This window comes from Rhodococcus sp. W8901 (genome assembly GCF_013348805.1).
Taxonomy (GTDB): domain Bacteria; phylum Actinomycetota; class Actinomycetes; order Mycobacteriales; family Mycobacteriaceae; genus Prescottella.
Genome location: NZ_CP054690.1, coordinates 800,637 through 819,374, shown reverse-complemented (window position 1 = coordinate 819,374; position 18,738 = coordinate 800,637). Strand labels below are relative to the sequence as shown.

17 protein-coding genes are annotated in these 18,738 nt (G+C 68.5%); 8 read left to right on the top strand and 9 right to left on the bottom strand.

Annotated elements, in window-relative coordinates; all coding sequences use genetic code 11:
- Positions 1-5: 5 nt before the first annotated feature.
- The gene (locus HUN07_RS03800; RefSeq protein ID WP_114723389.1) at positions 6-1,517 is read right to left on the bottom strand and encodes a CoA-acylating methylmalonate-semialdehyde dehydrogenase; all 1,512 of its coding nucleotides are present in this window, start codon (positions 1,515-1,517) and stop codon (positions 6-8) included.
- Between the two features lie 127 nt (positions 1,518-1,644).
- On the opposite strand from HUN07_RS03800, the gene HUN07_RS03795 reads away from it, so the two are divergent.
- Positions 1,645-3,285: a PucR family transcriptional regulator gene (locus HUN07_RS03795; protein WP_174908014.1), complete on the top strand. Its 1,641-nt coding sequence runs from the start codon at positions 1,645-1,647 to the stop codon at positions 3,283-3,285.
- A gap of 74 nt (positions 3,286-3,359) precedes the next feature.
- Here the strand turns inward: HUN07_RS03795 and HUN07_RS03790 are convergent, their stop codons facing one another.
- Complete coding sequence (locus HUN07_RS03790) at positions 3,360-3,740, bottom strand: DMT family transporter (RefSeq protein WP_174908012.1); 381 nt, start codon at positions 3,738-3,740, stop codon at positions 3,360-3,362.
- The gene (locus tag HUN07_RS03785; protein WP_174908009.1) at positions 3,737-5,155 is read right to left on the bottom strand and encodes an APC family permease; all 1,419 of its coding nucleotides are present in this window, start codon (positions 5,153-5,155) and stop codon (positions 3,737-3,739) included. The genes HUN07_RS03790 and HUN07_RS03785 overlap by 4 nt, the downstream gene beginning before the upstream one ends.
- A gap of 428 nt (positions 5,156-5,583) precedes the next feature.
- Between HUN07_RS03785 and HUN07_RS03780 the strand changes: the two genes are divergently transcribed.
- The 6 genes from HUN07_RS03780 to HUN07_RS03755 all read left to right on the top strand — a co-directional run bounded on the left by HUN07_RS03780 (position 5,584) and on the right by HUN07_RS03755 (position 12,770).
- Complete coding sequence (locus tag HUN07_RS03780) at positions 5,584-6,978, top strand: flavin monoamine oxidase family protein (RefSeq protein WP_174908007.1); 1,395 nt, start codon at positions 5,584-5,586, stop codon at positions 6,976-6,978.
- Positions 6,979-7,357: 379 nt separating this feature from the next.
- Positions 7,358-8,818, top strand: a complete 1,461-nt coding sequence (locus HUN07_RS03775; protein ID WP_174908005.1) for an aldehyde dehydrogenase family protein — start codon at positions 7,358-7,360, stop codon at positions 8,816-8,818.
- A 37-nt stretch (positions 8,819-8,855) separates the two neighbouring features.
- A complete protein-coding gene (locus HUN07_RS03770) occupies positions 8,856-10,253 on the top strand; it encodes an NAD(P)/FAD-dependent oxidoreductase (RefSeq protein WP_174908003.1) in 1,398 nt (465 codons plus the stop codon).
- Positions 10,254-10,280: 27 nt separating this feature from the next.
- The gene (locus HUN07_RS03765) at positions 10,281-10,799 is read left to right on the top strand and encodes an Lrp/AsnC family transcriptional regulator (RefSeq protein WP_217487182.1); all 519 of its coding nucleotides are present in this window, start codon (positions 10,281-10,283) and stop codon (positions 10,797-10,799) included.
- Between the two features lie 94 nt (positions 10,800-10,893).
- Entirely contained in the window at positions 10,894-11,253 is a 360-nt protein-coding gene (locus HUN07_RS03760) for a cupin domain-containing protein (RefSeq protein WP_114723396.1), read from the top strand.
- Between the two features lie 41 nt (positions 11,254-11,294).
- Entirely contained in the window at positions 11,295-12,770 is a 1,476-nt protein-coding gene (locus HUN07_RS03755; RefSeq protein ID WP_174914414.1) for a gamma-aminobutyraldehyde dehydrogenase, read from the top strand.
- Between the two features lie 22 nt (positions 12,771-12,792).
- Here the strand turns inward: HUN07_RS03755 and HUN07_RS03750 are convergent, their stop codons facing one another.
- Complete coding sequence (locus HUN07_RS03750) at positions 12,793-13,482, bottom strand: ZIP family metal transporter (protein ID WP_174908001.1); 690 nt, start codon at positions 13,480-13,482, stop codon at positions 12,793-12,795.
- Between the two features lie 55 nt (positions 13,483-13,537).
- Here HUN07_RS03750 and HUN07_RS03745 point away from each other — a divergent pair, with 55 nt between their 5' ends.
- Positions 13,538-14,404 carry a biotin-dependent carboxyltransferase family protein gene (locus HUN07_RS03745; protein WP_174907999.1) on the top strand — a complete coding sequence of 289 codons (867 nt, stop codon included), beginning with the start codon at positions 13,538-13,540 and terminating at the stop codon, positions 14,402-14,404.
- Here the strand turns inward: HUN07_RS03745 and rlmB are convergent.
- Genes rlmB through carD form a run of 5 tightly spaced genes read right to left on the bottom strand, consistent with a single transcriptional unit; the run spans position 14,389 to position 18,500 of the window.
- The gene (gene rlmB, locus HUN07_RS03740; RefSeq protein ID WP_174907997.1) at positions 14,389-15,375 is read right to left on the bottom strand and encodes a 23S rRNA (guanosine(2251)-2'-O)-methyltransferase RlmB; all 987 of its coding nucleotides are present in this window, start codon (positions 15,373-15,375) and stop codon (positions 14,389-14,391) included. The genes HUN07_RS03745 and rlmB overlap by 16 nt on opposite strands.
- On the bottom strand, positions 15,375-16,781 hold the full coding sequence (cysS, locus tag HUN07_RS03735) for a cysteine--tRNA ligase (protein ID WP_114723400.1): 1,407 nt from the start codon (positions 16,779-16,781) through the stop codon (positions 15,375-15,377). The genes rlmB and cysS overlap by 1 nt, the downstream gene beginning before the upstream one ends.
- 11 nt (positions 16,782-16,792) lie before the next feature.
- Entirely contained in the window at positions 16,793-17,269 is a 477-nt protein-coding gene (gene ispF / locus HUN07_RS03730; protein ID WP_114723401.1) for a 2-C-methyl-D-erythritol 2,4-cyclodiphosphate synthase, read from the bottom strand.
- Positions 17,270-17,316: 47 nt separating this feature from the next.
- A complete protein-coding gene (ispD, locus tag HUN07_RS03725; protein WP_174907995.1) occupies positions 17,317-18,009 on the bottom strand; it encodes a 2-C-methyl-D-erythritol 4-phosphate cytidylyltransferase in 693 nt (230 codons plus the stop codon).
- 2 nt (positions 18,010-18,011) lie between these two features.
- Positions 18,012-18,500, bottom strand: a complete 489-nt coding sequence (gene carD / locus HUN07_RS03720; protein ID WP_005515676.1) for an RNA polymerase-binding transcription factor CarD — start codon at positions 18,498-18,500, stop codon at positions 18,012-18,014.
- Positions 18,501-18,738: the final 238 nt, after the last annotated feature.

The following is an 18,738-nucleotide window of genomic DNA, read 5'->3' as shown; positions in this document are numbered from 1 at the left end:
CCGGCTCAGTTGTTCTGCGGGAAGCCGAGGTTGATGCCACCGTGGCTGGGGTCGAGCCAACGGGTGGTGACGACCTTGCCGCGAGTGAAGAAGTGGACGCCTTCGGCGCCGTGGGCGTGGGTGTCGCCGAACAGCGAACTCTTCCAGCCGCCGAAGCTGTAGTACGCCATCGGAACCGGGATCGGGACGTTGATGCCGACCATGCCGACCTCGACCTCGTTCTGGAAGCGGCGTGCCGCACCACCGTCGTTGGTGAAGATCGCGGTGCCGTTGCCGTACTGGTTCGAGTTCACCAGAGCGAGGGCCTCGTCGTAGGACTCGACGCGGACCACCGAGAGCACCGGGCCGAAGATCTCGTCGGTGTAGACGCTCATGTCGGGGGTGACGTGGTCGAGCAGCGTGGGGCCGAGCCAGAAGCCGTCCGCTCCCCCGTTCGCCTCGATGCCGCGACCGTCCACGACGACGGCCGCGCCGGCCGCTTCCCCGGCGTCGACGTACGACGCGACGCGGTCGCGGTGCGCCTTGGTCACCAGGGGACCCATGTCCACCGCACGGGTGCCGTCACCGGTCTGGAGGGCCCGCGTGCGCTCGGCGATCTTGCCGACCAACTCGTCGGCTACGTCACCGACCGCGACCATCACGGAGATGGCCATGCAGCGCTCACCAGCAGACCCGAAGCCGGCGTTCACCATCGCGTCCGCCGCCAGGTCGAGGTCGGCGTCGGGCAGCACGATCGCGTGGTTCTTCGCGCCGCCGAGCGCCTGCACCCGCTTGCCGTGCGCGGTGCCGGTGGCGTAGACGTACTGCGCGATCGGGGTCGAGCCGACGAACGAGATCGCCTTGATGTCCGGGGAGGTGAGCAGCTCGTCGACCGCGGTCTTGTCGCCCTGCAAGACGTTGAAGACACCGGCGGGCAGACCTGCCTCGGCCCACAGCTCGGCCATCCAGATCGATGCGGTCGGATCCTTCTCGGACGGCTTGAGGACCACCGTGTTGCCGGTCGCGACGGCGATCGGGAAGAACCACATCGGGACCATCGCCGGGAAGTTGAACGGGGAGATGATCGCGACCGGGCCCACCGGCTGACGGATCGACGCCACGTCCACCGACGTGGACGCGTTCTCGGTCATCCCACCCTTGAGAAGATGCGCAATGCCGCAGGCGAATTCGACGACCTCCTGGCCGCGAGTCACCTCACCCAGCGCGTCGGAGACCACCTTGCCGTGCTCGGCCGTGATGATCTCGGCGAGCTCGTGCTTGCGCTCGTTGAGCAGCTCCCGGAACCTGAACAGCACAGCGGTGCGCTTGGCGAGCGAACTGTCCCGCCACGCCGGGAACGCCGCCGACGCCGCCGCGATCACCGTGCGCGCGTCCGCCACACTCGCGAGCGCGACCCGGCCCGTCACGGCGCCGGTCGCCGGATTCGTGACCGGGGCGGTGTCGCCGCTCGTGCCGGCGAAGCTCTTGCCGTCGGACCAGTGCGCGATCGTCCGTGCCGCGCCGTCGCTGTGGGTCATGAATGGAGTCCTGTCTGAGTGGATCGACACGCGCGATCACGCGTGCTGCTTCCACTGTCTGCGCTTCACCGCCTCCCGCAGGCCTGCACTCTGTAAGAGAATCCGACTTGCGCTTTACACTTCGTAAATGCAGCCGACGGTCCGCGACATTCTCGACCTCCCCGTCCTCCAGCGGGGCGAACCGGAGGTGGTCGGGGGCGGCTCCCTCGACCGCCGGGTCCGATGGGTACACGTCAGCGATCTGTACGACCTTTCGAACCTGCTCCAGGGCGGTGAACTGGTCCTCACCACGGGGCGCGCGCTCGTCGACGACCCCGTCGGTTACCTCGAAGGCCTGGCCGCCGCCAACGCGATCGGCCTGGTCGTCGAGCTCGGTCTGCACGTCGACGCAATCCCGCCGGAGGCCGCCGAGGCCGCCGACCGACTCGCTCTGCCCGTCGTCGCACTGCACCGGGAGGTCCGATTCGTCGAGGTCACCGAGGAGGTGCATCGCTCGATCGTGGCCGACCAGTACGCGGAGGTGGCCTTCGCCCGCAACACGCACGAGGCGTTCACCGACCTGAGCATGAAGCGGGCGTCGCCCGGCGAGATCGTCGATGCCGCCGCCGACATCCTCGATGCACCGGTTGTCCTCGAGGACCTCGCACGGCAGGTCCTCGCCTTCGCCGCGCAGGACGTCGAGACCGCGGAACTGCTGTCGGATTGGGAACGCCGGTCGCGACTGACGCCCGTCTCGCACGAGACCGAGGTCTGCGGTCCGGAATCCTGGATCACCACCCCGGTGGGCGCCCATCGCCAGGAGTGGGGCCGACTGGTCGCTCCCCGCCCGATCGGGAACGACGCACGCACCCGGATGACCCTCGAACGCGCGGCGCAGGCACTCGCACTCGGCCGGATGGTCGAACGCGAGGGCACCGCACTCGAGCAGCAGGCGCAGAGCGGCCTGGTCGATGAACTGCGCCGCGGTCGCATCCAGGACGAAGCCGAGGCCACCGCCCGCGCGCATGCCCTGGGGCTGCGCCCCGCGCTGACATATCTGCCCGTGACCATCCGCGTCAGTGAAACACCCAGCGCCGACCAGGTTTTCACACAGCGCCGGCGGGTTCGGATGCTCGACGCCATCCGTCACGCCGTGCGGACGTCACGGCTGACGGCGCTCACGACCAATCCCCGGACCGGATGGTTCGACCTCCTGGTCTCGCAACCCCCGAGCGGCTCCGGCCCCGACGCCCTGCACTCCTTGTGCACCGAGATCCACGCCGCGCTCGGCCGGATCGACGGCGTCGTGCGGTGCACCGTCGGCGTCGGCCCGGACTCGACGCGCCTGCTGGACGCGGCAGGGGGCCTCGCCGAGTCGGCGCACATCGCCGACGTCGCGCAGTCGCTGCCGCAGGACGGCAAGGTCTGTCACCGCTCCGCGGACATCCGACTACGCGGGCTGATCGCCCTGATCCGCACGGATCAGCGCGTGCAGGCCTTCGCCGAGGCCGAACTGCGCGGACTGCTCGAGCACCGCGCACGGCACGACGACGACCTGTTGGACGTGTTGCGCGCCTACCTCGAACTCGGCGGCAACAAGGCCGAACTCGCCAAGCGACTGCGGATTTCGCGCCCCACCCTGTACGCCAAGCTCGCGACCGTCGAACGACTCCTCGGCGTGGACCTCGACGACGCCGAGTCCCGAACGTCGCTGCACACCGCCGTACTGATCCTCGACAGTCATGCCAGCGCACCGACACGGGCCGCGCGCACCTCGCGCGACGCCTGAGACCCGGACACGGAGAAAGGCCCCCGGTACCCAAGCCATCGCTCGGGTACCGGGGGCCTTCCGTCATCGCACCGTCAGTGGCCCTCCACGACGGCGGCAGCACTTTCCGGTCCCTCTGGCGACGGCGCCTGCGTGCGGTGGCCCAGGTCGACGAGCACGACGCCGACGATGATCAGCGCGATCCCCGCGATTGCCGTGAGGGACAGCGATTCCCGGAACACGAGAACGCCGAGCAGGGCGACGACCGTCGTTCCGACGGCCGACCAGATCGCGTAGCCGACACCGACGTCCAGGCCGCGCTGGAGGGCGAACCCCAGGAGCGCGAACGCCATCGCATAGCCGATCACGACGATCACGGACGGTGCGAGCCGGCTGAAGCCGTCGGCGGCCTTGAGCGAGAGCGTCGCGACGACCTCGCATGCGATCGCGCCGGCGAGCAGTCCGTAAGCGCTCACGACTGCACCTGTTCGGGGACGGAACGCCGATCCTGCACGTTGCGTCGGTACAGCCACAGCGCGACCGCCACTGCCAGCACGCCGAACGCCACCGACAGCTCCTTGAAGCCGCCGTACCCCGTGACCTCGAATCCCGTGGCTCCTACGACGAGAATGACAGCAAGGAGTGCCGAGAGCACCAGCGACAGCGGAACGAAGACTGCTGGCAGGCGAATCGGACGGGTCAGGTCGGGGCGGTCCTTGCGCAGCAGGAAGAAACCCGACAGCGCGAAGATGTGAGTCAGGATGTAGCCCAGGTTGCCCGTGACGATGATCGCGAGCGGCGTCTTGAGCACGGTCAGGACCAGCACGTTGACCACCAGCGCCACGGTGAGCGCCCGGACGGGAACACCGCGCTTGTTCAGCACGCCGAGCTGCCGGAGGCTCGTTCCCTCCTTGCCCATGTTGTAGAGAACGCGCGAGCCGTCGGCGAGACCGGTCACCATGATCAGCAGCAGCGAGCAGATCAGGAACAGAACCATGATGTCAGCCGCGCCGCCGACCAGGTTCTGGAAGGCCTCGACGTAGAACGTGGTGGGCGCGTCCGCAATCGCGCCCTCGCCGACGTACCCGGTCAGGATGAGCGGCAGCAGCACGAAGACGCCGAGCGAGAACAGGACTCCCGCCTTGAGGGCCTTGGCCGTGTCGGAGACGGTGTTCCGGTACTCCGGCGCGAACGTCGCGCAGACCTCGACGCCGAACGACGTCCATGCCATGACGTAGAGCCAGACGAGAGCCGTGCGCAGGCCTTCGACGCCGTGCAGGTTCCAGGTCAGACCGGAGACGTCGAAGCCGTTGGCCAGCAGTGGTCCGACGATGAACACCGCGAGCGGGATGAGCAGGATGCCGCCCGTGATGTACACGAACGTCATCGTGATGCGAACGCCGACGACGTTGAGCAGGTAGAGGATTCCGATCACACTCAGGCCGACCACGATCGGGAAGTTCAGCTCGATCGGCCCCAGCTCCCACGACCAGTCCTGATCCGGGAACCACTGTGATTGGACGAGGGCGCCGATGATGCCGGCGTAGACGGATAACGATGTGGTCCACGGGAACCAGTACCCGATGGCGGCGAGCGGTCCGACGATCGGCGCACGCTTCTTCCACGCCTCGGCGGCGTACGCCGCGATACCTCCCGACGACTCCGGGAACATCGCGGCGAGTTCGGTGTAGATCCAGTTCGCCCCGGTTGCGAGGAGCATCGAGACGCTCCACAGGAGCACTGCACCCCATCCGCCGAGGCCGACGATCGAGGCGCCGAGCGAGGCGATCAACGCGGCAGGCATCGTCAACGACATCGCGAAGCCGTCGTACCAGCGCATCGTCTTGTGCAGTTCGGTGGAGGTCTGTTCGGTGGACGTTGTTTCGGCCATGGCATTCCTAAGTCCCGTTGGGGGGCGCCACAGGGGCACCCGGATATGACGGTGACTCGGACGGAACAGTGCGGAATCGACCCCCGCGGCAAGGGGATCGAACCCATCGACCCGGAGACCCGGAACCCGACGACGTCGATGCGGCGGACGAAGTATGGATCACGCCGCGAGCGATGACAAGCCCCGACAGCCTCACTCACGCCCGTAGGCGTTGGACAGAACCGCCTCGCAATCCTTGCCGATGCCGGAAGAATTCCGACATCGAACTTGCTCAATTGACAGTACGAACCCGCTGCTTTTGCTCATCGAAGTGACAGGCGCCTCCCGAGTCGCTATCGTGACCGCACTCGACGGAACGAGTGACTCAGCACACATTCATGGCGTCGGCAGCGCCACATCACACAGCACGCCGTCACAGGAGAACCCAGGTGAAACCAGTCAACGGTCCAGATATCCAACTGACGCGACGCCGACTGCTCGGATACGGCGGCGCCGTAGGCCTCTCCGCGGTCCTGTTCGCCCGCACCCCGCAGGCCCGAGCGCAGACCGGATCGCTCGGATCGCTCGCCTCGAACGACGCGGACGTCATCGTGCTCGGCGCCGGCGTATCCGGTCTGGGCGCGGCGCGAACGGTCGTGGACGCGGGCAGATCGGCAATCGTCCTCGAGGCCCGCGACCGCATCGGCGGGCGCCTGTGGACGGATCGAACGACCATGGGCATCCCTGTGGAACGGGGCGCCGAGCTCATCCACGGCGCCGACGTCTCCACGTGGGACATCGTCGGACCGGCGAACATCTCGACACATCGCTGGGGAACCGAGATGTCCCGATTCGATCCGAGCTCGCCGTGGGTGGACCAGAACACGTGGGAGTTCTACAACTTCCCGCAGGGAAAGCCGGATCTGCCATCACCGCCTCCTGCCCCGAATCCCGGCGAGACCGCCGAGAAGTACCTCGCACGGCTGGGGATCACCCGGTCGAACTACCCGCTCGCCTTCCTGGTCATCGAGGTGGACAGCGAGCAGTTCGACAAGCTCCCCGCCAGATACGTCGTCGAGGACCTCGAGACCGCGCTCACGGCACCGGACGGCGGCGAGATTCCCAGTGACGGCTACGGGGATTTCCGAGTCGTCGGCGGCTACGACCAGATCGTCCGGATTCTCGCCGAGGGAATCGACGTACGAATGAATCACGAGGTCACCCGGGTGGCCTACACCTCCCACGGCGTGGAGGTGCTCGCCGGAGGCACCCGGTTCACCGCCCGCAAGCTCGTGATCGCGCTGCCCGCGGGCGTGCTGCAGCGAGAGGCGATCGCATTCGACCCACCGTTGCCGTCGACCCAGCGTTCGGGGATCTCCGAGGTGGTCTATCTGCCGGTCTACAAGGGCCTGCTGGAGTTCTCCGCACCGGTCCTGCCGGACGGCTGGGACCTCGCGGAGGACTACCTGGTGAACCCGCCGACCCTGTGGAACGGGTCCGCCGCGGCACCCGGCTACTCGGGACAGGTCGTCGTCGCCTGGGCTACCGGAGACGAGGCCCGGGAACTGCTCGCCCTGCCGGAAGCCGAGCGCCTGGCCCAGTCGGTGGACGCGGTCAGGTCGATGGCCGGTGATGCCGGTCTGCAGACCGTGGCCGCGTCGACCTACGACTGGTCGCTCGACGAATACGCCCGGGGCGCCTACCCGGGGCCCACCTCGCGCCGCGACGGGCTGTACGAACCGATCGACCGGACCGTGTTCTGGGCCGGCATGGTCACCAGCACCGTCAGCTCGTCCCTCGACTCGGGTCGCGCTGCGGGGACCGCGGCGCTGGGCGCCCTGTAACTCGGCTCGACCACCGACGCCCCTGGCACCCGAAAGGACTTCGCGCCATGAAGAATCAGCGCCATCCGCAGGCAGAACGCCGTGCCGGTCGGTCCGAGGGCGGCCTGTCCTCGAACGATCTCGCGCGTGTGATCGAGGCACTGACCGGCGAACGACTGTCCCCTGGCGCATCGGACAGCTCATTCGACAGCACCGCACATTGAGCTGAAGATCAGCTTCAAATTTGCTCTTTGAACAACTTTTAGACGCATTATTTGCCCATCGGGGGTGACATCGACCCCGATTGCAGTTATCGTGACCACACTCGCACGGAACGAGTGATCCCCAGCACAGACTCCGAGGGCATCGGCAGCCCTACCCCACACCAAGAGGGTTTCTCATGACGACATCCATCCCGACCGCCCCGCGCCAGCAGCTCTACGTGGACGGCGCGTACACCGACGGCAGCACCGGCGAGTCCGTCGAGGTGATCAGCCCGGTCACCGGCGGCCACATCGGAACCATCCCGGTCCCCTCCACCTCGGATCTCGACAAGGCCGTGGACGCCGCCCATCGCGCCCAGGCCGAGTGGCGGAAGGTGGGCGTCTGGCAGCGCGCCGAGATCTGCCACCGCATCGGCGACGAGCTCGAGAAGCGTATCGACGTCCTGGCACGCCTGCAGACCCTCGAGCAGGGCAAGCCGCTCGCCGAGTCCATCGCAGACGTGACCGAGGCGGCACAGCTGTTCCACCTGCACGCCGAGGACGCCGTCCGCCTGCACGGCGAGACACTGCCGTCGAACGATCCGCAGAAGCGGATGTGGACCTTCTACCGGCCGGTCGGCGTCTGGGGCATCATCACGCCCTGGAACTTCCCGCTGCTGATGCTCACCGAGTTCGTCGCACCGGGCCTGGCCACCGGCAACGCTCACGTAGTCAAGCCGCCGACCCACACCTCGCTGACCGTGTTGGCTGCGATGGAGGCGTTCGAGGCCGCCGGTCTGCCGGCCGGTCTCGTGAACGTCCTTCCCGGAGAAGGCGACTTCGGCTCCGCCCTCGTCTCGCATCCGGGCATCGACGCCATCGGCTTCATCGGTTCGTCGCAGACCGGCGCGAAGATCCAGGCGACCGCCGGCCTGAAGCGGTCCATCATGGAGTGCTCCGGCAACGGCCCCCTCATCGTGCTCGCCGACGCCAACGTCGAGGCTGCCGCCAAGGCCGCCGCCGACGCCGCGTACTACTGCGCGGGCCAGGTCTGCTGCGCCACCGAGCGTGCCCTCGTGCATGCCGACGTGCACGACGCATTCGTCGAGGCGCTCGTCGCCTACTCCGACACGGTCCGCCTCGGCGACCCGTTCGACTCCGCGGTCAACCTCGGCCCACTCAACAACGAGGGCGTCGCCGCGAAGATGGATCGCCACCTGGCCGACGCCCGCGAGCGCGGGTTCGACATCCTCGTCGGCGGCGGTCGACGCGAAGGTTTCCCGACCGACCTGTACTACGACTTCACCGTCGTAGACGGCGTCACGCCGGACGGCCTCCTCAGCAAGGAGGAGTCGTTCGGCCCGGTCGTGCCGGTCATCACCGGCCGCGACGACGACGAACTGCTCCGCCTGGCCAACAGCGACGCGCTCGGCCTCCAGGCAGCGGTGTTCACCGAAAGCCTTTCCAAGGCTTACCGATTCGTCGAGGAGGTCGAGACCGGACAGGTGATTGTCAACGACAGCACCGGATTCTGGGACATCAACATGCCGTTCGGCGGCGCCGGCGGCAAGGGCACCGGCTGGGGCCGAATCGGCGGCAAGCACACGCTGATCGACATGTCCGACCTGCGCACCGGTGTCATGCACCTGAACCGTTGATTCGCGACGAACACGCTCTCCAATGAAAGGTCTCCGTATGCCCACCACCAGCCCGTCGACGATCGACGGGGTGCGCCGCTCCCCGTACTGGTTCGACGTGACGCCCGCCCCGACGCCTCTCCCGGCGCTCGCGACGACGCTGTCCGCCGATCTGCTGGTGGTGGGCGGAGGCTATACCGGCCTGTGGACCGCACTCATGGCCAAGGAATCGGACCCCGACCAGCGCGTGGTACTCCTCGAGGGCCACACCGTCGGGCATGCCGCGAGCGGGCGCAACGGCGGCTTCTGCTCCCCCAGCATCACGCACGGCCTCATGAACGGCGTGAACCGCTGGCCGTCCGAGGCCGCGTCCATGCACCGGATGGGGCTCGACAACCTCGCGGGGATCGAGCAGTCCCTCGAGCGCTACGGCATCGACGCCGATTACCGGCGGCCGGGCAAGGTCAGCTTCGCCCGCACCACTTGGGAACTCGAAGGTCTGCGCGCCTACTCCGAGATGAGTGGGAGCTACGGCGAGCCGTCGCAGTTCATCCCGCCGTCCGAGGTGGGCGACTGGACCGCGTCGCCCGCGTACGTCGGCGGCCTGTACCTGCCCGACTACTCGCTGGTCGATCCGTACAAGCTCGTGCTCGGGCTCCGGCGGGCATGCCTCGACCTCGGTGTCGAGATCCACGAGAACACACCCGTCACGTCGATCGACAAGACGCCCGACGGGCGCATCGCCGCGACCACGCGGGGAGGACGGGTCGAAGCCCAGCGAGTTGCGCTGGCCACCAACGTATTCAAGCCCCTTCTGCGCCGTCTCACGAACACGACCATCCCGGTCTACGACTACTCGCTCGTCACCGAACCGCTGAGCGACGCCGATTTCGAGTCGATCAAGTGGACCGGGGACCTCGGTCTCACCGACGCCTCCAACCAGTTCCACTACTACCGCAAGACAGCGGACAACCGGATCCTGTGGGGTGGCTACGACGCGATCTACCACTACGGCTCCCGTCGGGACGAGGATCTCCTCGACCGACCGGAGACGTATGCGCGGCTCGCAACGAACTTCGCCACGACGTATCCCCAACTGGCCCACGTGCAGTTCACCCACGCGTGGGGCGGCATCATCGACTCGTCGACACGGTTCTGCCTCACCGCCGGAACGGCGTACGGCGGACGGGTCGCCTACGTGACGGGCTTCACCGGCCTGGGCGTCACCGCGACCCGCTTCGGTGCGCAGGTGATGCTCGACCGTCTGGCCGGACGCAAGACGGAACGGACGGAACTGGCGATGATCAGGCGCCCCGCCGTTCCGTTTCCCCCGGAACCGGTGCGTTACTTTGGTGTCCAGGCGACCAGATGGTCGCTGGCCAGGGAGGACGACCACGGTCGCCGCAACCTGTGGTTGCGGCTCCTCGACAGCATAGGACTGGGATTCGATTCCTAGTCGTACCGAACCGGTTCGGAGGTCATCTTGAACACACCGAGCATCGACACGATCGACGCAAAGATCATCGAGCTCCTGCAGAAGGACGGTCGCCTCCCGTACCGGCAGATCGCGGAGGCGCTCGACATCCCCGCCTCGTCGGCGCGATACCGCGTGCAGCGACTCGAGGAGGCCGGGATCCTGCAGATCGTCGGGATCGCCAACCCGATGCGAATCGGCTTCGACCGTATGGCGATGGTCGGCATCCACACCCGCGCCGGCACCGCACGCTCGGTGTGCCAGGCGGTGGCGGCACTGCCCCAGACGAGCTACGTGATCGTCACGTCGGGGCGGTACGACGTCATCGTCGAGGTGATCTGCAAGGACACCGAGGACTTCACCCGCCTGATGCACGACCAGTTGCACGCCATCGACGGGGTGCTCTCCACCGAGTCGTTCTTCGTGCTCGAGGTGGGCAAGCTGGCGTACGGCTGGGGAGTCGGCAACCCGCCGATGCTCCACGACGTCGTCTCGGCGGACACCGCACCGGTCGGGCTCGACGAGTGACCGCGGCATGGGCGCACCCGTTCGGGGGCGCCCGTGCCAGGCCTCGCTCGGGTCCGACCCTCACCACTCGAAACACGACTCGACAGGCCCACCAATGACTTCCACGCATCCACAGCCCGCCCCGCACCAGGACAGCGTCGTCGTTCCCGACGTCACTCTGGACCACAAGGCCCTCCCGGACGAACTCGTCGTCGACGGATCGCCGACCACCGCCCACCAGGCCCTGTCGTCGCTGTCGGGGTTGACGATCGGGGTATGGGAGCACACCCAGGGAACCTCGCGCGACGTGGAGGCGGACGAGGTGTTCTTCGTCGTCGACGGCCAGGGCACCCTCGAGTTCGAGGACGATTCTCCCGCAGTCGATCTCCGCCCCGGCACCCTCGTCCGCCTGCACGCCGGACAGCGCACCGTGTGGACCGTGCGCGAGACGCTCCGCAAGATCTACATCTCCTGACCACCCGGCTCTAAGACTCCGACGACGAAAGCATGGACACGATGCACCAGTACATCGACGGGATCCGGTGCGAAGGGGCCTCCGGTTGCACCCAGGACGTGATCGACCCCTCGACCGGCGAGACGATCGTCACCGTCACCCTCGCGAGCAGCGACGACGTCGACCGCGCGGTCGCAGCCGCGCGCCGCGCCTTCGGATCGTGGTCGCGGACCACCCCGGCCGAACGCTCGGCGCTCCTGCTCCGCGTCGCCGACATCCTGCGCGGCCGCTCGGACGAACTCGCGGCGCTCGAGAGCCGGCAGTGCGGTAAGCCGATCCGGCTGGCACGGGAGTTCGACGTCCCCGGCTCGATCGACAACATCGAATTCTTCGCGGGCGCCGCGCGCATCCTCGAGGGAAAGGCGACGGGCGAGTACTCGCCGACGCACACCTCGAGCATCCGCCGCGAGCCGCTCGGCGTCGTGGGGGCGATCGCGCCGTGGAACTACCCGCTGCAGATGGCGGTGTGGAAGATCTTCCCCGCGATCGCCGCCGGGAACACCGTCGTCCTCAAGCCCGCCGAGATCACACCCCTGACCGCGCTGCTGCTGGCCGAGGCGATCACCGAGGCCGGCGTCCCCGACGGCGTCGTCAACATCGTCGTCGGCAGCGGCCAGGAGTCCGGCGCGGCGCTGGCACGCCACGTCGGCGTCGACATGATCTCGTTCACCGGATCGACCGCGGTGGGGCGCTCGATCCTCGAGGCCGCCGCCACCAATGCCAAGCGCGTCCACCTCGAATTGGGCGGCAAGGCACCGTTCGTCGTGTTCGACGACGCCGATCTGGAAGCCGCCGTCCACGGGGCCGTGGCCGCGAGCCTGATCAACGGCGGACAGGACTGCACGGCCGCAACCCGCGCGATCGTGCACGAGTCGGTGATCGACGCGTTCGTCGCGGGCGTGGCCGAGCTGTACGAGTCGGTCACGCTGGGTCCGACCGGCGACGAGGCGACGGACATGGGCCCCCTGAGCTCGTACGCACACCGCGACCGCGTCGCTGCAATGGTCTCGCGCGCACGCGATTACGCAACGATCGTCACCGGCGGCAGCGCCGGTGACGGACCCCTCGCCACGGGCGCGTACTACCGTCCGACGCTGATCACCGGAGCCTCGGTCGACAGCGAGATCTACCGCGACGAGGTGTTCGGCCCGGTGCTGACGGTGACACCGTTCCGCGACGACGACGAGGCCATCGCCCTCGCCAACGACACCCCGTACGGGCTCGCCGCATCGGCGTGGACCACCGACCTGCACCGCGCGCTGCGCGCAACGCGCGAGATCGTCGCCGGCTGCGTCTGGGTCAACGACCACATCCCGATCATCAGCGAGATGCCGCACGGCGGGGTCAAGCAGTCCGGATTCGGCAAGGACATGTCGACCTACTCGTTCGAGGAATACACCACCGTCAAGCACGTGATGTTCGACCTCTCGCGCGACGCCCGGAAGGCGTGGCACAGGACCGTCTTCCGCACGGACTGAGTGGCTCGTGGCGTTCGCACTCCTAGGCGCCCAGCGCGAACGCCACGAGGAACCCGAGTGCGGTGGAGATCCCCACCCACCAACCGCCCTCGCGGTAGGCCTCCGGCATCAACGAATCCGCAAGCACCGCAATGGTTGCCCCGCCGGCGAAGGCCTGGATGACGGCAATTCGGCTGTCCGGGATGGTGTCGGAGACGGCGTTGGCCGCGACGACGACCAGCACCAGGACCGCGGCGGTGGCGGCCCACACCCCGAACGCCCGCCGCGAGTTGAAGCCGGGCTGCTCGCGCATCGACGCGGCGCCGGCGACGGCCTCGGGCACGTTGCCGACCGCGACCGCGACCAACAGCACCACTCCCCCGCCCTCCATGAGCGAGACGCCCAGGGCGGTGTTCTCGGGGATGCCGTCGAGCAGGGCCCCGAGCATCAGCGCCCACCCCAGCGCCGCGGGACCTAGCTTGTTCTCGATGAGGTGATCGGCCACCACGTACACGACGGCGCCGGCCAGCAGCGCCGTCCCGGCGACCCACACGCCCTCGATCGCGAACGCCGGCGCGAAGAGCTCGGACGACACCGCCGCCACCATCGTGCCGGCGCCGAAGGCCATGAGCGCGGCCAGCAGTGGCCGCGGCAGGCTGTAGCGCAGGCCCACCCACGCACCGAAGAGCAACGGTAGAGCCGTCCCGAGACCGTACAGCGCAGCTGTCAGCATCGATCGATCGTAGTAAGCACTGCGACCTCCTGCCGGGATCGAGGACAATCGACCCATGGCATGGCTCGAAGTCCTGCGCGCGGGCGCACGCACCACCGTCCAGGATCGGGGACGGCCCGGGTATGCGCGTCTCGGCGTCGGCGTCTCGGGGGCCGCCGACATCGTCGCGCACGACGGCGCGAACCGCCTCGTCGGCAACGATCCCCGCGCCGCGACGCTCGAGGTGACCCTCGGTGGTCTGCGGGTGCGGGCAGTCGGGCCGGCCACCCTCGCCGTCACCGGCGCGCGGACACCGCTGACGGTGAACGGGGAACCCCGCCCGCACTACTCGACCCTGCACGTGCGCGACGGCGACGAGGTGGTGCTGGGGCTGGCCACCGCGGGACTGCGCGCCTACCTTGCGGTGCGCGGCGGCGTCGACGTCGCGCCGGTCCTGGGCAGCCGCGCCACCGACACCCTCTCCGGCATCGGCCCCGAACCGATCCGGGACGGCGACCGCCTGCCGGTGGGAAGCCTCCACGGCGAGCTGCCGATCGAGGAACTGATCCCGCCACCCGCGCCGCCCGGAGATCCCGTCGAACTACGCGTTCGCACCGGTCCGCGCGACGACTGGTTCACCCCTGCCTCCCTGGCCGCCCTGGTGCACCGGACGTGGACGGTCAGCACCGACACCGACCGCGTGGGCGCACGCCTCGACGGGCCGGGACCGCTGCACCGCTCCCGTCACGGCGAACTGCCGAGCGAGGGCATGGTGACCGGTGCGCTACAGGTGCCGCCGAACGGCATGCCGGTGCTGTTCCTCGCCGACCATCCGGTCACGGGGGGCTATCCCGTGATCGCCGTGGTCGTGGAAGACGACATCCCGGCCGCAGCTCAGCTGCGACCGGGATGTCGGATCAAGTTCCGTCAGCTACGACGCTGACGCGCGATCTCGGACAGCACGACGCCCGCGGCGACGGACGCGTTGAGCGACTCCACCGGTCCGGCCATCGGGATGCTCAGGACGGCGTCGCACGTCTCGCGCACGAGCCGCGACAGTCCCTTGCCCTCCGAACCGACCACGATGACGACCGGGCCGGTGCCCTCGTAGGTGTCGAGGGTGGTGTCGCCGCCGGCGTCCAGGCCGACGACCTGGACACCCTTGGACTGCCAATCCTTCAGTGTGCGAGTGAGATTCGTGGCCCGCGCGACAGGAAGACGGGCCGCGGCACCGGCGCTGGTGCGCCAGGCGACAGCGGAGACGCTGGCGCTGCGACGCTGCGGGATCACCACACCGTGACCGCCGAACGCGGCAACCGAACGCACGACGGCGCCGAGGTTGCGCGGGTCGGTGATGTTGTCCAGGGCCACCAGCAGCGCGGGCTCCTGATTGGTGCGGGCCGACGCCAGCAGATCGTCCGGGTGCGCGTACTTGTACGGCGGCACCTGCAGGCCGATGCCCTGGTGCAGTCCGTTGGCACTCATACGGTCCAGGTCGGTGCGCGGCACCTCGAGGATCGAGATCCCCATGTCGGCCGCACGCTGCACGGATTCCTTGAGGCGATCGTCACTCTCGGCGCCCACCGCGACGTACAGCGCCGTCGCGGGGACACCCGCGCGCAGGCACTCGACGACCGGGTTGCGGCCCAGCACCATCTCCGGACCGTCCTCGGCCTTGCGGCCGGCCGGCAGACGACCCGCGCCGGGGCGGCCACCGCCGGTGGGACGCTGCTGCGCCGCCTTCGCCGCGGCCCGGGCCCGCTTCGCGGCGGGATGCTTGGTGCGGGCCTCCGCCGGAGGCGTCGCGCCGCGGCCCTCGAGACCCCGGCGATGCTTGCCGCCGGACCCGCTGACCTGCCCCTTCTTGGTGCCGTCCTTGCGGATCGCGCCGCGCCTGCTCGAATTTCCAGCCATCACTGTCCCGATTCGTTAGAAGCTTGCTTGAGGGACCATTCGGCCCCGTTCGCGGTGTCCGTGACCTCGATACCGGCCTCGGCCAGCCGGTCCCGGACCTCGTCGGCCACTGCCCAGTTCTTGTCGGCCCGGGCCTGCTGACGCCGGTCGAGCTCGGCCCGAACCAGGACGTCGAGGGCATCGAGCGCCGTCGAGTTGTCCGTCGCGGACGCCCACTGCGGATCCAGCGGATCGACACCGAGGATGCCGAGCATCGCCCGCACCTGCGACGCCAGCGCGCGAGCACCGTCGAGATCACCGGACTCGAGCGCGATGTTGCCTTCGCGGACCCGGCCGTGGATCTCGGCCAGCGCCGACGGCACACCCAGGTCGTCGTCGAGTGCGGCGGCGAACTCCGCCGTCCACTTGCCCACCGGGACCTCACCGGCCCGCTCTACGACGCGCGTCACGAACGACTCGCAGCGACGGTAGGCGGCCGCACCCTCGTGCAGCGCGGTCTCGGAGTACTCGAGCATCGACCGGTAGTGGGCGCTGCCGAGGTAGTACCGCAGTTCCTGCGGGCGAACCTGCTTGAGCACGTTCGGCACCGACAGCACGTTCCCTAGCGACTTCGACATCTTCTCGCCACCCATGGTGACCCAGCCGTTGTGCAACCAGTACTGGGCGAAGTCGTCGCCCGCGCACTTCGCCTGCGCGATCTCGTTCTCGTGGTGCGGGAACACCAGATCCATTCCACCGCAATGGATGTCGAACGCCTTACCGAGGTAGAACTCGGCCATCGCCGAGCACTCGAGGTGCCAGCCCGGTCGTCCCGGGCCCCACGGCGTCGGCCACGACGGCTCGCCCGGCTTCGCGGCCTTCCACAGCGTGAAGTCCCGCGGATCGCGCTTGCCCTCGGCCACGCTCTCGCCCTGGTGGACGTCGTCGAGCTTGTGACCGGACAGCTTGCCGTAGTCGGGGTAGCTGACCACGTCGAAGTAGACGTCGCCGGCGGACGCGTACGCGTGGCCGTTGTCGATGAGGCGCTGCATCATCTCGACCATCTGCGTCATGTGCCCGGTCGCCCGCGGCTCCACAGACGGCGGCAGCACACCGAGCTGCTGGTACGCCCAGTCGAACGACCGCTCGTACGTCGCGGCCCACTCCCACCAGGGGCGGCCCGCCTCGGCGGCCTTGTTCAGGATCTTGTCGTCGATGTCAGTGACATTCCGCACGAACGCGACGTCGTAGTCGTGCGCGAGCAGCCAGCGGCGCAGCACGTCGAATGCGACGCCACTGCGAACGTGCCCGATGTGGGGGTCGCCCTGAACGGTGGCGCCACACAGGTACACCGAGGCATGTCCGGGGGTCAGCGGAACGAAGTCACGCGGAGCCCGTGTCACGGTGTCGTATAGGCGCAAGGTCACGACGTGCGATTCTACCGGTCGCGATCAGCGGGGATGATCAGCGCGGTCGCGACGGCAGCGATGCCCTCTCCGCGACCCGTGAGACCCAGTCCGTCGGTCGTCGTCGCCGACACCGACACCGGTGCGCCGAGCACGTCCCCGAGGACGCGCTGCGCCTCCTCCCGACGCGGACCGATCTTGGGCCGGTTGCCGATGACCTGCACCGACGCATTTCCGACGACGTATCCGGCGTCGGACAGCAGGCTCCGGACCTCGGTGAGCATCCGCACACCGCTCACGCCGTCCCACTCCGGACGACCGGTGCCGAACACCGAACCGAGATCGCCCAGGCCCGCGGCCGACAACAACGCGTCACACAGCGCGTGCGACGCGACGTCGCCGTCGGAATGCCCGGAGCATCCGTCGGCGTCCTCGAACAGCAACCCTGCCATCCAGCACGGACGGCCGGGCTCGATCGGATGGACGTCGGTGCCGATTCCGACTCGCACGCGTAGGGCTCCCTGTGCTCGAAAAAGAAACTCAGACTTACTCAGACTTACTCGGACTCCGCCGGTCCCGCCTGCCCCAGCAGAATCCGGGCCAGAGCGAGATCCCACGGTGTGGTGATCTTGAATGCTTCGGGCTCACCGACGATGGTGCGCACCCGCTCGCCAAGTCGCTCGACGAGGCCGGCGTCATCCGTCGCGTCGCCGTCGACGTCCAGGTAGGCGCGGCGCAGTAGCGACGCCTCGAAGCCCTGCGGCGTCTGGACGGCGCGCAACTCCGAGCGTGGTGGTGTTCCGGTGACGGCACCGAGCACGTCGACCGTCTTGATGGTGTCGCTGACGGGCAGCACCGGAATGACCGCTTTGCGTCCCGCCTGAAGTTCCGCGACCACTCGAGCGATCAGCGACGGCGGCGTCAGAGCGCGCGCCGCGTCGTGCACCAGCACCAATTCGGCGCCCGTGGCTGCCGCGAGTCCGGCGCGGACCGAGTCGGTCCGCTCCTCGCCCCCGACAACCACGACGACGCCGCCGGGCAGATCCGCCCGCGCCTCGTCCACGAGCGCCTCGGGCACGATCACGACGACCGTGTCCACGACGCCCGACTCGAGGAGTCCGTCGACGGCTCGGCGCAGCATGCTGCGCCCGCCCAACTCGACGAACGCCTTCGGGACGGACTCGCCCAGCCGGACTCCACGTCCGGCTGCAGGGACCAGCGCTACGACCGGTCCTCGGTTCTCACCCACTGTCAGGACGCGGCGGCGAGGACCTCGTCGAGAATGATCTCAGCCTTGGCGTCGTCGGTGCCTTCCGCCAGAGCGAGCTCACCCACGAGGATCTGCCGCGCCTTGGCCAGCATCCGCTTCTCACCCGCGGACAGGCCGCGGTCCTGCTCACGCCGCCACAGGTCACGAACGACCTCTGCGACCTTGTTCACATCACCCGAGGCCAGCTTCTCGAGGTTCGCCTTGTACCGGCGAGACCAGTTCGTCGGCTCCTCGGTGTGCGGCGCACGAAGCACCTGGAACACCTTGTCGAGACCCTCCTGGCCGACCACGTCACGCACGCCGACGTACTCGGCGTTCTCCGCGGGAACGCGGACGGTGAGATCGCCCTGCGCGACCTTCAGAACGAGGTATTCCTTCTGTTCACCCTTGATGGTGCGGGTTTCGATTGCCTCGATCAGCGCCGCTCCGTGATGGGGGTATACGACGGTGTCTCCGACCTTAAAAATCATCTGTCCCGTGCCCCTTTCGATCTTTCGAGTTTAACACGTGACCAATCGATCGTCCCATCAACGGCGCAGGTCAGGGGCGTCCTTACCTGATCTTAGGGCTTGACAGGCCGCACCAACCGTGCATTTCGGGCCGCGCGAACCGCCTGCGGAGCGACCCGTGGGGCGCCACCGAACCTGCACGCGGACAACCGTTGTGCGCCCGACACGACCTCGTAACGAGTACCCAGCGCACAGCCGC

Excerpts from the sequence above, each read along its gene's own strand:
- HUN07_RS03800 (WP_114723389.1), bottom strand. The coding sequence starts at position 1,517 with ATGACCCACAGCGACGGCGCGGCACGGACGATCGCGCACTGGTCCGAC.
- HUN07_RS03795 (WP_174908014.1), top strand. The coding sequence starts at position 1,645 with ATGCAGCCGACGGTCCGCGACATTCTCGACCTCCCCGTCCTCCAGCGG.
- HUN07_RS03785 (WP_174908009.1), bottom strand. The coding sequence starts at position 5,155 with ATGGCCGAAACAACGTCCACCGAACAGACCTCCACCGAACTGCACAAG.
- HUN07_RS03775 (WP_174908005.1), top strand. The coding sequence starts at position 7,358 with ATGACGACATCCATCCCGACCGCCCCGCGCCAGCAGCTCTACGTGGAC.
- HUN07_RS03770 (WP_174908003.1), top strand. The coding sequence starts at position 8,856 with ATGCCCACCACCAGCCCGTCGACGATCGACGGGGTGCGCCGCTCCCCG.
- HUN07_RS03760 (WP_114723396.1), top strand. The coding sequence starts at position 10,894 with ATGACTTCCACGCATCCACAGCCCGCCCCGCACCAGGACAGCGTCGTC.
- HUN07_RS03755 (WP_174914414.1), top strand. The coding sequence starts at position 11,295 with ATGCACCAGTACATCGACGGGATCCGGTGCGAAGGGGCCTCCGGTTGC.
- HUN07_RS03750 (WP_174908001.1), bottom strand. The coding sequence starts at position 13,482 with ATGCTGACAGCTGCGCTGTACGGTCTCGGGACGGCTCTACCGTTGCTC.
- HUN07_RS03745 (WP_174907999.1), top strand. The coding sequence starts at position 13,538 with ATGGCATGGCTCGAAGTCCTGCGCGCGGGCGCACGCACCACCGTCCAG.
- rlmB (WP_174907997.1), bottom strand. The coding sequence starts at position 15,375 with ATGGCTGGAAATTCGAGCAGGCGCGGCGCGATCCGCAAGGACGGCACC.
- carD (WP_005515676.1), bottom strand. The coding sequence starts at position 18,500 with ATGATTTTTAAGGTCGGAGACACCGTCGTATACCCCCATCACGGAGCG.